The organism is Pilibacter termitis (assembly GCF_900167335.1).
GTDB lineage: Bacteria > Bacillota > Bacilli > Lactobacillales > Streptococcaceae > Pilibacter > Pilibacter termitis.
The window spans coordinates 14543-27979 of the sequence record NZ_FUXI01000011.1 but is presented as its reverse complement, the minus strand read 5'-3'; the positions used below and the strand labels follow the sequence as shown (position 1 = coordinate 27979).

The window sequence follows — 13437 nt, the reverse complement described above, 5'->3', positions numbered from 1 at the left end:
CTTATAAAATCTTCTTTATTTAAATAAAACATCTTCCATTGTATAAAGTCCGTTTGGTTTGCCTACTAGCCAAGTTGCTGCATGAACTGCTCCTTCTGCAAATATTTTATTGGAAAATGCCTCATGCTTTACACTTAATACTTCGTCTATTCCCATGAAACATACTTCATGCTCTCCAGAAAGTGTGCCACCACGAAGAGAATGTACACCAATTTCTTCTTTTACTCTCTTAGAACTCCCTTCTCGTCCATAAACAAGCTCTGCCTTGCGATCGTTGAGTATCGTATTCAAAAATAAATTCGCTGTACCGCTTGGAGCGTCTACTTTTTGATTGTGATGTTTTTCTATTACTTCCACATCCCAATCCAGCAACACACGGTTTGCCTCTGCAACTAATTTGTTCATCAAAATCACACCGAGCGAATAATTTGCACTATATATCACAGGAGAATAATGTGCCATTTCCTCGATCATTTTGAAATGTTCATCACTCAATCCTGTTGTACCAATGACTACTGCCGTGTTATTTTTCTTCACATACTCAAGAATTTTAGAAATATTATTCGGGTGAGAAAAATCAATCATTCCCTCTATTTTTTCATCAAAAGCAAGTGGCTCCTCTGTAAATAAATCATTCGTTGGCAATACAAGTGTTTCGCCATTTTTCTTAACTACTTCTTGAATGACACCACCTGTTTTCCCGTTTCCTATTACTGAAAAAATCATTTTGTCTCCTTTTTTATTTAGCTACGAGGGGCAGGAGTTAGGTCACTGTTCGCAGTGTCGCTCGAAACGAAAGTTTCGAGCAAGTAAACGACACGACTCACTGTGACAAACTCCTTAACGCCCCTCTACGCTTTTATTTTTATCTAGCTATGAGGGGCTGAAGTCTGGCAACTGTTCACAATGTCGATAGAAACTTACGTTTCTAGTAAATAAACGACATGGTTCACTGTTGCAGACTTCAGAACACCCCTCTACGCTTTTATTTGTCTAGCTACGAGGGGCAGGAGTTAGGTCACTGTTCGCAGTGTCGCTCGAAACGAAAGTTTCGAGCAAGTAAACGACACGACTCACTGTGACAAACTCCTTAACGCCCCTCTACGCTTTTATTTTTATCTAGCTATGAGGGGCTGAAGTCTGGCAACTGTTCACAATGTCGATAGAAACTTACGTTTCTAGTAAATAAACGACATGGTTCACTGTTGCAGACTTCAGAACGCCCCTCTACGCTTTTATTTTCCCCTCAGGTTTTCAAATGCGTTTTTTACGTATTTTTCGCCTTCTTCTGTCATTTCTGCTAATGGTAAACGTAGTCGTCCCGCAGGAAGTGAGGCATAATTCATCACTGTTTTTAAGGGAATTGGATTGGTTTCAATGAATAAAGCGTTAATCATCTCTAAAAATTTCAGCTGAATTTTTCTCGCCACTTGAATATTCCCTTTTTGAAATTCTTCCACCAAATCATGTGCTGCTCTTGGGTGTAAATTGCCCCAAACAGTAATCACCCCATGAGAACCTAGCGAGAGCATGGGCAAAATAATATCATCATTGCCACTATACATCACGAAATCTTCACTCAAAAGACTTGCAATTTCCGTTGCATAGCGAATGTCGCCACTTGCCTCTTTGATCCCTTGAATATTCGGGTGTTTTGAGAGTTTTTTAACAATATGAACGGGAATGTTCATGCCTGTTCTCGCTGGCACATTGTAAAGTACGAGTGGTGTTTTCACACTATCCGCAATCGTTTCAAAATGCCTAAGAAGTCCTACTTCGTTTGTTTTGTTGTAATAAGGAGTAATCACAAGAAGTGAATCTGCTCCCATTTTTTCATATTTTTGAGCTAAAGCGACACTTTTCATTGTATCATTACTTCCTGCTCCTACCATGATATGCACTTTCCCTTTTGCTTTTTCAATTGTTAGAGCAACAATTTTTTCTTGTTCCTCCAAACTTAAAGTCGTACTTTCCCCAGTTGTTCCAAGCACTAATAATCCGTCCGTTTTATTGGCTAAATGATAGTCAATTAAAGATTCTAGTCCTTTGTAATCAACTGAAAAATCCTCGTTCATAGGGGTGATGAGTGCTACGATACTTCCTTTTATCATTTGGTTGCTCCTTTCTTCGCGTTTACTCCGTAAACGCTCGAAACTTGACTTTCGCTCCGCTTCAGCCAAGCTGGGTCACTCGCAAGCTTCGTCTGCTCGAAGTCTTTTCTTCGCGTTTACTCCGTAAACGCTCGAAACTTGACTTTCGCTCCGCTTCAGCCAAGCAGGGTCACTCGCAAGCTTCGCCTGCTCGAAGGCTTTTCTGCGGGGTTAGCTTAGAAATTTTTGTTTTTAAGGAAAAATTTCGTATTCCAAAATTTTTTGTTTTTTTCTCCACATATTCGCAAATTTCGAGTGTTTTTTATTGTCAATTTTAGTATTACTCATTTGGTAGTTTGTATTCTTTTTCGTATTCAAATTCCGCAGGACCTGTCATGTAGATTTCTTTTTCGCCTGAGATTTCAAGTGTTCCTTTTTCTAAATGAACGGTAATTGGCGAGTGTTTGTCTACTAATCCGAAACGTTTCGCAACAATTACGCTCGCACAACATCCTGTGCCACAAGCTAGTGTCCAACCTACACCTCGCTCAAAAGTTCTCACGAGAATTTCTTTTTCATTGAGAATTTGCACAAAATTAACATTTGTCTGTTGTTCAAAAAGTGGGTGGTGGCAAATTTCTTCTCCTGTATTTTTTTCAAGTTCCGCTAGAGCGTCCTCTACGAGTACCACTGTATGAATCGTACCAATAAAGCAACTTGTAATCTCCACTTCTGAGTTAGAGAGTTGAATTGTTTTCTTGATAATTTCTTCGTCTGTCTTGGCAAATAATTTTTCAGGTGAAAATGTCGCCACGCCCATATTTACCGTACAGGAAAATGGCTCTTTTTCTTGCACTTGAATAAACATTTCTCCTGCTAAAGTTTGCACGGGAAAGGACAATTTTTCCTCAATTCCCTCATCTAGCACGTATTTGGCGAAACATCGAATCCCGTTGCCACACATACTAGCACGACTGCCGTCTTTATTGTAAAAAATCATTTCTAGCGGATTTTCTTTTACAGAAATAAATCCGTCTGTATCAAAATTTTCTTCACTGCAAAGTTCTTTTGAAAGTGAGGGATAATCAAGAGAAACTTTATCTTTTATCACGACAAAATCATTGCCTAGACCGTTGTATTTACTTACTTTCATAGACGACTTCTCCTCTTAACAAATCTTCGTAGCTCTCTCGTTTGACAACTATGCGGCTTTCTCCTTTTTTGACAAAAATAACTGCGGGTCTCGTTGCTCTGTTGTAATGACTGCTCATAGAAAATCCATACGCTCCTGTGGAATAAACGGCTAAAATATCTCCTGTGGTCACTTTGGGTAATTTCGTTTGTTGAATAATAATATCACCCGACTCGCACATTTTTCCTGCAATCGTCACCGTTTCTGTTTTTTCTACGTCCAATTTGTTTACTACATCACAACTATATTCTGCTTGATAAAGTGCTGGACGAATGTTGTCCGTCATGCCGCCGTCTACAAAATAATACTGCTTATTTGGCGTTTTCTTTTGATAACCTATTGTGTAAAGCGTAATCCCTGCCTCAGCTACCACACTCCTCCCCGGTTCAATGATTAACTCCCGAATCATCACGTTCTCTTTTTCCAAAATCTCCTCTGTTTTTTCAATGAATGCTTTCATATTTTCAGCAATCGGAATTGGTTTATCCGCCTCTGTATAAGTCACTCCAAAACCACCACCAAGATTTAGCGTCAAACTCTCATCGAAATCTTTTAACACATGAACAAGTTTCTCAATTTCTGCAAACCATGCCGTCAAATCAAAAATCTGCGACCCAATATGTGCATGAAATCCTTCTAGTTCAAGAAATTCACTCTCTTGAATAAGTTGTATCGCCTTTTGACAATCTACGCTCTCATAACTCATTCCAAATTTTGAGTCGATATGAGCCGTCACGATATATTCGTGCGTATGAGCGTCAATTCCAACATTTAAGCGGAGCATCACTTGTAAATTTCTCTTCTGCGTTTTAGCAAGTTCTGACAAAAATTCTACTTCCATCAAATTGTCGGCAATCACGTGTTGCAATCCATTTTCTATCGCAAATTCTAATTCGGCAAATGATTTATTGTTTCCATGGAAATAAATATTCTCAACAGGCATTTGAGATTGAAGAGCAGTGAAAAATTCTCCGCCACTTACCACGTCCAAACAAAAGCCAAAGGAGTGAACCAAATCAATCATTTCAATTGTTTGAAATGCTTTTGAGGCATAAAGTATCTTCGTTTTGAATCGTGGCGATGTGAAGTTTTCTTTAAATTCCAATAGCTTCTCTTCTATCTTCTCTTGGTCGTACACGTACAATGGAGTGCCATATTCCCTTGCCAATTCTGTTGCTTTTACACCTGCAATTGTTAATTCGTTCATGTAATTCCTCCCTATTGCGTTTTTCATATAATAAAAGAAAGTAGCACGTATGCTACTTTCCCTAGAAAATTCTCTTTACTAGAAAAAATAGCATCCCGCTTTTGCGACAGTTTTATAGGTATTTCCTATAACCCCAATAAAAGAAAATGTCTTTTCCTTTATTTCGGCAAATCAGCCTCCACTTGTTTCAACGGCACCCCTCCACAAGTCTCTTCTTTTTTGCAACCTCTATTTTTTATCTCTTATATTTCTAACTATTCTCCATTATTTTAACTTATTTGTCAATACATTTTTTGTAAAAAAATCAAATAAATGTAGAATTAGGTTGTTCTAATGAAAATATTCGCTTATCAATCATTCTTTCGTAAGCAATAGAGGTTTTTATTAGCCGATTAAACGCACACGAATAATATGCTCAATCGCCTCAAGCTCGCTTTTTATTTGTTCGACTACTGTTCTATCGCCTTCTTCTAAGTCTAGCATTGTTACTGCATAGTCTTCTTTTGAGCGATTGACTAATTCAGCGATGTTGATGTCATGCTTGGCGACAAGCGTTGAAATTTGCCCAAGCATATTCGGTACATTGCGGTGAAATGCCACTAAACGATACGGTGCTTTTTGATGAACAGAAATGCTCGGGAAATTAACAGAATTACGAATTTCACCCGTTTTAAAGTATAAATTCAACGTTTCAGCAGCCATTACTGCACAATTTTCTTCCGCTTCTTCTGTTGAAGCACCTAAATGTGGGAAAACAATAACTTGTTCTTTGTTCATGATTTCTTCCATTGCGAAATCTGTCACATATTTAGCGATTTTTCCACTGTCGATTGCTGAGAGAAGGGCGGTATTGTCAACCAATTCACCACGAGCAAAATTTAAAATTACTGCTCCGTCTTTCATTTGAGCAATTTGTTCGCTAGAGATATACCCTTTTGTTTCAGACGTAAATGGCACGTGAATTGTTAAGAAATCCACTTGTGCTAATAATTCTTCTAAACTATTGACACGCTTAATCGCCCGACTAATTTTCCACGCTGTATCAACACTCACAAACGGATCAAAACCTACTACTTCCATGCCAAGTGAATTTGCCGCATTTGCCACCATAACACCAATCGCACCTAACCCAATAATACCAAGTCTTTTCCCTGAAATTTCTGTTCCTGCATAATTTTTCTTGCCTTTTTCAGCGGTTTTTCCAACTTCAGATCCTGCTTGCGTTTGAATCCAAGCACTCGCTGGAATGTATCCTCGTGTAGCAACGAGTAAACCTGTCAACACTGCCTCTTTTACAGCGTTCGCATTTGCTCCCGGTGTATTAAACACCACAATTCCACGCTCACTTGCCTCATCAACAGGGATATTATTCACCCCAGCCCCTGCTCTAGCGATAGCTTTCAAATGACTTGGCAATTCTACATCGTGCAAATTTTCACTACGAATAAGGTACGCACTCGCCTCTGCTCCTGTATCTACTGTAAACAAATTCTTATCAAGCTGTTCTAATCCAACTTTGGCAATGTTATTATAGCTTTTTACTTCATACATTCTACTCACCTACTGATTTCTATTTTCAAATTCTTTCATAAATTGAACTAGCTTTTCTACACCTTCACGCTCAAACGCATTGTAAAGACTTGCACGCATTCCACCAACAGAACGGTGTCCTTTGATACTCTCAAATCCTTGTGCTGTCGCCTCTTTGACAAATAAAGCGTCTAACTCACTTGTCGGTGTAACAAACGGAATATTGTTTAGTGAGCGATATTCTTTTTTGACTGGAGAAGTGTAAAACTGACTGCTGTCAATAAAATCATACAAAATAGCCGATTTTTCCCTATTTTGTTTTTCCATTACTTCTACTCCGCCAAGTGATTTCACCCATTCAAACACAAGTTGTGACAAATAAATCGCAAATGTTGGAGGTGTGTTGTAAAGCGAATGGTTGCTTGCTTGGATTGCATAATCAAGCATAGAACTAATCACTGGTGCAGTATTGAGCAAATCTTCTCGAATAATCACAACCGTAAGTCCTGCTGGTCCAATATTTTTTTGAGCTCCTGCATAAATAACACCAAACTTGCTCACGTCATATTTCACCCCGAGAATATTGCTACTCATATCCGCTACAAGTGGCACGTCCACTTCTGGCAAGTCAAAATAAGCCGTTCCCTCAATCGTATTGTTCGTTGTAATGTGTAAATAAGCAGCATCTTTCTCGATTTTCTCCGTTGGAATAGCTGGAATATGTGTAAACTTATCCCCCTCGCTACTTGCAAGTTCGATAATTTCGGCATTGATACTTGGAGCTATTTTTTTCGCCTCGCTTATCGCTTTTTTCGCCCAAGACCCACTATTAACATAATAGGCTTTTTTGTCTTTGGCAAGATTCAATGGCAACATAGAAAATTGCAAACTCGCTCCGCCTTGTAAAAATAACACTTTGTAATTATCAGGAATTTCCATGATTTCACGCAAATCGCTTTCTGCTTTTTCAATAATTCCTTGAAAAAGTTTCCCACGATGTGAAAGTTCCATTACACTCATACCACTTCCCTTATAATCAAGCAACTCCTCTTGTGCTTTTTTTAATACCTCTTTAGGCAATACTGCCGGTCCTGCTGAAAAATTATACACCTTTACCATTTTCATTTTCCTTTCTTTTTTCGAACTGCGAAGTGCAGAAGTCTGGTGGCTGGTCGCAATGCCACCTGAAACGCTGTTTCAGGCAAGTAAATGGCATGGCTCACTGCCACAGACTTCTTAACGCACTTCTTCGCTTTTCTTGTCTAGCTATGAGGGGCTGAAGTCTGGCAACTGCTCACAATGTCGCTCGAAACGAAAGTTTCGATGCTAGTCTTTCAAGAATCTTTGATTCTTAGAAAGACTGTATGCGAAACGAAGTGTAGCAGTGAATAAACGACATGGTTCGCTGTTGCAGACTTCAAAACGCCCCTCTCCGCTTTTCTTGTCTAGCTGTGAGGGGCAGGAGTTGGTCGCTGTTCGCAGTGCCACTTGAAACTTCGTTTCAATGCTAGTCTTTCAAGAATCTTTGATTCTTAGAAAGACTGTATGCGAAACGAAGTGTAGCAGTATATAAACGACGTGGCTCACTGCGACAAACTCCTGAACGCCCCTCTACGCTTTTCTCTGTCTAGCTACGAAGTGCAGAAGTCTGGTGGCTGGTCGCAATGCCACCTGAAACGATGTTTCAGGCTAGTAAATGGCATGGCTCACTGCCACAGACTTCTTAACGCACTTCTCCGCTTTTCTTGTTTAAGTTGAAAATAACTCAAACCCTCTATTTATTATCTTTTTAAACAATCTATTTTCAAAATCATACCAGAATGTTCAGAATGTTTCAATGCGTTTTTGAAATTTTTTCAAAAAAAGTTCACTTAAAATCTTTTTTTCCATGAAAACACGAAAGTTCTCTGGGAAAATGGTTCGAGGGTTAGAATTTCCAACACTCGAACCAATTCCAAAAGACAATCCGTATTAGGACACCGCTTAAAATCAAACGAGCAATTTAGGATAAGTGGGTGTTTTTAGAGGGGAACATTATTTCCCAAACACACTTTCCGCAATTCTCACGCCTTCCATAGCGTCCTTGCTGTAAAAATCTGCACCTACAAATTCTTTGTATTCTTCGTTTAATACAGCACCACCAACCATAACTTTACACGTACACCCCGCCTCACGCAATGCAGTAATCGTGCGTTTCATATTTTGAACGGTCGTTGTCATCAATGCAGAAAGTCCGACAAGTTCAATTTTCTCTTCCTTGACACTTCTCACCACTTCGGCAACTGGGACATCTTTTCCTAAGTCAATTATTTGATAACCGTAGTTTTCAAGCACCATTTTCACAATATTTTTCCCAATATCGTGAATATCGCCCTCAACCGTTGCAAGCAAAATTTTTCCTTGATTGCTCGCTTTTGCTCCGTCACGTAGGAGTTTTGCTTTCAAAACTTCTTGAGCATTTTTCGTTGCCTCGGCTGATTGCATGAGTTGCGGGAGGAATAACTCTCCTCGCTCAAATTGGTCACCCACCACATTTAATGCTGGCACAATCGCATGGTCTACAATTTCAAGAGGGGTAAAATCATCTAAAAGTCTCGCCGTTTCTTCAGCCGTAAGCTCTCGTCTACCTGAAATAATCATTTCTTTTAATGTTAGTTTTTTATCATTTTTTTGCTCAGGAGTCGTCACATTTTTATTTCCTATGCTAATCGTAGAATTTTGTGCATTGGCGATATATTCTGCTGACTCTTTATCTTGATTCGTAAATACCTTTAGGCTGCGAACAATATTCATCATGAAATCATCAAGCGTGTTCATAATCGGTGCCGTAAGTCCTACACCAACAGCTTGTGTCATAAACACACTATTGAGCAAAGAACGATTGGGTAAACCAAAAGAAATATTCGATAAACCAATGACTGTTTTCACACCTAGTTCTTCCGTTACACGTTTAATTACACCAAGCGTTACTTCTGCCTGCTCCTGTCTAGCACTTACTGGCAAGGCAAGCGGATCAATCATTACGTTATTCCGTGAAATTCCATAGCTTTCAGCCGTCTCAACGATTTTTTTCGCCACATTAAAACGTTCCTCCACCGTTTCTGGAATCCCCGAGTCGTCCAAGCACAATCCCAACACCACGCCACCATACTTTTTGGCAATCGGAAAAACACTCTCCATACTCGAAGTTTTTCCGTTGACAGAATTAATCAAAGGCTTGCCGTTGTAATGCCTCGCCCCACTCTCTAGTGCGGAAACTTCGGAAGAATCAATTTGTAGTGGAACAGTGATTAACCCTTGCAATTCACTGACCACTTTTTTCATCATTTCTGCCTCGTCAATTTCTGGAAGTCCCACATTGACATCTAAAATATCAGCCCCACTCTCCACTTGAGCAACTGCCTCTTTTAAAACATAAGCTAAATCCTTGGCACGAAGTGCTTCTTTCAACCGTTTTTTTCCAGTCGGATTAATTCTCTCACCAATAAGCGTAAGTTTTCCATGCTCAATGAAAACAGTCTGTAAACCACTTGTAACAGCTGTAACACACTTTGGTGTAAGGAAAACTAGCTCTTGTTTATCTACAATTTCACGTAGTTTTTTTATAAACTCTGGCGTTGTACCACAACACCCACCGATAATCCGAACCCCTTTTTCAAGCAATTTTTTGGCAAACTGAGCGTATTCTTCTGCTGAAATTTTGTAAACGGTCTGTCCGTTTTCCATGCTCGGAAGTCCTGCGTTCGCCTGCACCATAACAGGAACTTGAGCGTATTCCAAAATTTCCTCCACGATTCCTGAGAGTTCTTTTGGCCCAAGCGAACAATTAACCCCGAGAGCATCAATCCCCAAATCTTGAAGTGCCAATGTCGCTGTAACAGCATCACACCCGACAAACGTTCGTCCGTCCTCTTGATAGGTCATCGTCACAAAAATCGGCAAATTGGTATTTTCTTTCACAGCTAAAATTGCAATTTTCGCCTCAAGTAAATCGCTAATCGTTTCAACGAGGATAACGTCAGCTCCTGATTTTTCAGCAAGAAGTGCTTGTTCCTTGAATAAATCATACGCATCATCAAAGCTCAAAGTTCCCATTGGAGCCAAAAGTTGCCCTGTTGGCCCCATATCATAAGCAACAAATTTTGGATTCGCACTTTTTGCCAATTGAATGGCTTGTGGAATGATTTCCTTCAATTCCTCAGGCGTTATTTTCGTACGGTTTGCTTGAAATGTATTGGCTGTAATAACGTCAGCTCCTGCCTTTACATAGTCCTCATGGATGCTTTTGACAATTTCTGGATGTGACAAATTAAATAACTCAGGTTCCATTCCGATTGGCAAACCTTTTGCTTGCAATTGAGTACCCATTGCTCCGTCAAAAACTAGATGTTTTTCTTGGATATGTGATAAAATTGTTGACATTTTCTCCTCCTTAATTTTTTTCGACATTCAAAGACAATTTCTCAACTAGCTCAATACTTAAATCATCAGGTTCTCTTCTACGTGGTCGAGCAATTGTTTTGTCATCAAACAAACCAATAATAGCAGTAACAGATTTCCTTGGCACCATTAAATTGGTCGCTGTCAACGTAAGCCCTAGCTTTCTATTTGCCGAAATGCTTGCTAAAAACTCTGGTTGAACATCCAGTGGCAAATCACCATACCCCGGCGAAAAACGGCGGTTTAATGTCCAATTTTCACCCACATCGTCATCAATTTCCACTTCTGCCAAATCGCAAACTTGCTCAATCATCTCCACACAACACGCATCAAAGACGAACGCTTTCGTCATGTCCGTAATTTCATACTTCCTCGTTTGTCTCTCGGCTTCAATGCCAAGCGTTGCACCAAGCAATGCCACTTTCTTCGCTCGTCGCAAATGATTATAAATATGTTGACCACGAAGTATGAGATTACTCCCACCTATTTTGATTTCTCTCTTTTCATCATCTGGAAGGCAATCAAATATCTGATACAAATAACGTGGTTTACTTACCTTTTGCACTTCAATCATCAACTCTTCAACGATTGCCTCAACTTCTGCTGTTAATTCCTGCTTTCTTCTATATCCTAAGTAACGCAAAACTTCGGATTTTTTTAAGGGTAATATTGGGTTTGGCATGGTTTCTCCTTCTCTCATTCCACTCAACTATTTGCTATTTTTTACTCAACTCTGAATCCATGATGAGTGGCAGCACCTTCATCAAATCCCGCTCTAAAATACTAAAAGGTGCTGAGTTTTGGACGATTTCTTTTGCACAAAATGCAATGCCTACTCCTGCAGCTTGAATCATTGGCAAATCATTTGCTCCGTCACCTATTGCAACGGTGTCATTGAGTGATAACCCGAGCATTTTCGACCATTTTTTGAGTTTGACGAGTTTGACGTCTTTCGTCACAATTTCGCCTAGTACCTCGCCTGTCAATTGGTGATTTTCCACTTCCAAACGATTGGCTTTGACAAAGTCAATCCCTGCCAAATTTGCCAAGCGGTCTACTGTTTCGTGAAAACCGCCAGAAACTACACCTACTGCCCAGCCGTTTTGCTTGAGCGTTTGAATGAGTTCCATTGCTCCTTTTGTAAACGTGATGTTCTCTGCCACTTCGTCAAAAACCGTCTCTGGCAAACCAGCTAACAACTTCACTCTTTCTCTAAGAGCTTGCTCAAAATCTAACTCTCCGTTCATTGCTCGCTCCGTAATCTCAGCTACTTCCTTGCCCACTCCTGCAATTTCGCCAAGTAAATCAATGCCTTCCTCGTTGATAAGCGTGCTATCCACATCCATTACTAAAAGTCCTTTTATCGTTTGCATGGAATACTCCTTCTATTTCTTTCCCTCATGGATCATATCCAAAAAATATTGATGTACCGTCAAATCATTGGTCAACTCTGGATGAAACGCTGTGGCAAGACAATTTCCTTGCCGTACTGCCACAATATTTTCATCTACAACGCTCAAAATTTCCACATCATCGGCTACCGTTTTGGCAATTGGTCCACGAATAAATACCATTTCACAATCCTCGCCAGAAAATGTTCCTCTCGTTTGAAAAGAGGAAAGCTGTCTACCATAGGCATTTCTGCTCACCGTCATCTCTATCGCGGAAAATGGCACAACCTTTGAATTGTTCTCATGCTGTTCTATCGAACTTCCAAGTAAAATCATGCCCGCACACGTACCAAACACACACATTCCGTCATTTATCGCTTGGCGAATGACTTCATATAAGTCTAGCTCTTGCAAAAGTTTACTTATCACTGTTGACTCGCCTCCTGGGATAACGAGTGCGGTAACATCTGAAAAATCTTTTTTCTGTCGAATTTCTTTCGTTTTTTCTCCTAAGCGTGAAAAACATTTCCCATGCTCTTCAAATGCTCCTTGAAGTGCTAAAATTCCAATCATGCTCTCACCTCTAAAAATTCACTATTCCCCTCTAGCCGCCATTATTAGCTGAATTTCATCTTCATTAATTCCAACCATTGCCTCACCTAAATCATAGCTAAGCTCTGCTAACATTGCTGGGTCTTGGTAATTTGTGACAGCTTTAACAATCGCTTCTGCACGTTTTTTCGGGTTGCCAGATTTGAAAATACCACTGCCTACGAACACCCCTTCTGCTCCTAATTGCATCATAAGTGCTGCATCTGCTGGCGTTGCAACTCCTCCTGCTGCAAAATTCACCACTGGTAATTTTCCATTTTCATGCACGTATTGCACCAATTCAAATGGTGCTTGAAGTTTTTTGGCTGCATCATACAACTGGTCGCTTGGCAATGCTTGCAATTTCTTGATTTCGGTCGTCATCGCTCGGATATGGCGAACAGCTTGAACGACATCACCTGTTCCGGGTTCTCCTTTTGAACGAATCATGCTCGCTCCTTCTTCAATTCTTCGAAGTGCCTCACCTAAATTTTTCGCTCCACAAACGAAAGGAACTTGAAATGCTCTCTTGTCAATATGATACGTGTCATCCGCAGGAGAAAGCACTTCACTTTCATCAATATAATCAATTTCCAACGCCTCTAAAATTTGTGCCTCTACAATATGTCCGATACGCACTTTTGCCATTACAGGAATAGAAACTGTTTCTTGAATGGATTTTATCAATTTTGGGTCACTCATGCGTGAAACTCCACCCGCCGCACGAATGTCCGCTGGAATACGCTCCAACGCCATTACAGCCACCGCTCCTGCTTCTTGAGCAATGCGTGCCTGTTCTGGTGTCGAAACATCCATAATTACGCCACCTTTTAACATCTGTGCCAAATTTTTGTTCAATTCATAACGATTTTCTGCCATTTTCTTTCTCCCTTTTCATTTTTTTAATCACAAGATTTCCTTACTGTTCTAGCGACTCCCTACTTAAATCGCAATCAAGAATTTTCTGAAAAAAACTTTTCGTTATTTATCGCTAAG

The 13437-nt window shown here is 40.0% G+C and carries 11 protein-coding genes and 1 riboswitch; all 11 genes read right to left on the bottom strand.

Annotated elements, in window-relative coordinates; all coding sequences use genetic code 11:
• Window positions 1-15 precede the first annotated feature (15 nt).
• Window positions 16-726 carry a 4-hydroxy-tetrahydrodipicolinate reductase gene (gene dapB / locus B5D30_RS05790; protein ID WP_078807101.1) on the bottom strand — a complete coding sequence of 237 codons (711 nt, stop codon included), beginning with the start codon at window positions 724-726 and terminating at the stop codon, window positions 16-18.
• Between the two features lie 509 nt (window positions 727-1235).
• Window positions 1236-2111: a 4-hydroxy-tetrahydrodipicolinate synthase gene (gene dapA / locus B5D30_RS05785; RefSeq protein WP_078807099.1), complete on the bottom strand. Its 876-nt coding sequence runs from the start codon at window positions 2109-2111 to the stop codon at window positions 1236-1238.
• A 319-nt stretch (window positions 2112-2430) separates the two neighbouring features.
• Window positions 2431-3243: a diaminopimelate epimerase gene (dapF, locus tag B5D30_RS05780; protein ID WP_078807097.1), complete on the bottom strand. Its 813-nt coding sequence runs from the start codon at window positions 3241-3243 to the stop codon at window positions 2431-2433.
• A complete protein-coding gene (gene lysA, locus B5D30_RS05775) occupies window positions 3230-4489 on the bottom strand; it encodes a diaminopimelate decarboxylase (RefSeq protein WP_078807096.1) in 1260 nt (419 codons plus the stop codon). The genes dapF and lysA overlap by 14 nt, the downstream gene beginning before the upstream one ends.
• Before the next feature lie 80 nt (window positions 4490-4569).
• Window positions 4570-4728, bottom strand: a riboswitch (Lysine riboswitch).
• A gap of 145 nt (window positions 4729-4873) precedes the next feature.
• Window positions 4874-6040, bottom strand: coding sequence for a phosphoglycerate dehydrogenase (locus B5D30_RS05770; RefSeq protein ID WP_078807095.1), 1167 nt, complete (start codon window positions 6038-6040; stop codon window positions 4874-4876).
• A gap of 9 nt (window positions 6041-6049) precedes the next feature.
• Window positions 6050-7138, bottom strand: a complete 1089-nt coding sequence (serC, locus tag B5D30_RS05765; RefSeq protein ID WP_078807094.1) for a 3-phosphoserine/phosphohydroxythreonine transaminase — start codon at window positions 7136-7138, stop codon at window positions 6050-6052.
• Between the two features lie 915 nt (window positions 7139-8053).
• A complete protein-coding gene (locus B5D30_RS05760; protein ID WP_078807093.1) occupies window positions 8054-10441 on the bottom strand; it encodes a homocysteine S-methyltransferase family protein in 2388 nt (795 codons plus the stop codon).
• 10 nt (window positions 10442-10451) lie between these two features.
• Entirely contained in the window at window positions 10452-11141 is a 690-nt protein-coding gene (locus B5D30_RS05755; protein WP_078807091.1) for a methionine synthase, read from the bottom strand.
• A 34-nt stretch (window positions 11142-11175) separates the two neighbouring features.
• On the bottom strand, window positions 11176-11832 hold the full coding sequence (serB, locus tag B5D30_RS05750; RefSeq protein WP_078807089.1) for a phosphoserine phosphatase SerB: 657 nt from the start codon (window positions 11830-11832) through the stop codon (window positions 11176-11178).
• Window positions 11833-11844: 12 nt separating this feature from the next.
• A complete protein-coding gene (gene pdxT, locus B5D30_RS05745) occupies window positions 11845-12423 on the bottom strand; it encodes a pyridoxal 5'-phosphate synthase glutaminase subunit PdxT (protein ID WP_078807088.1) in 579 nt (192 codons plus the stop codon).
• Between the two features lie 21 nt (window positions 12424-12444).
• Window positions 12445-13320, bottom strand: a complete 876-nt coding sequence (gene pdxS, locus B5D30_RS05740) for a pyridoxal 5'-phosphate synthase lyase subunit PdxS (protein WP_078807086.1) — start codon at window positions 13318-13320, stop codon at window positions 12445-12447.
• Window positions 13321-13437: the final 117 nt, after the last annotated feature.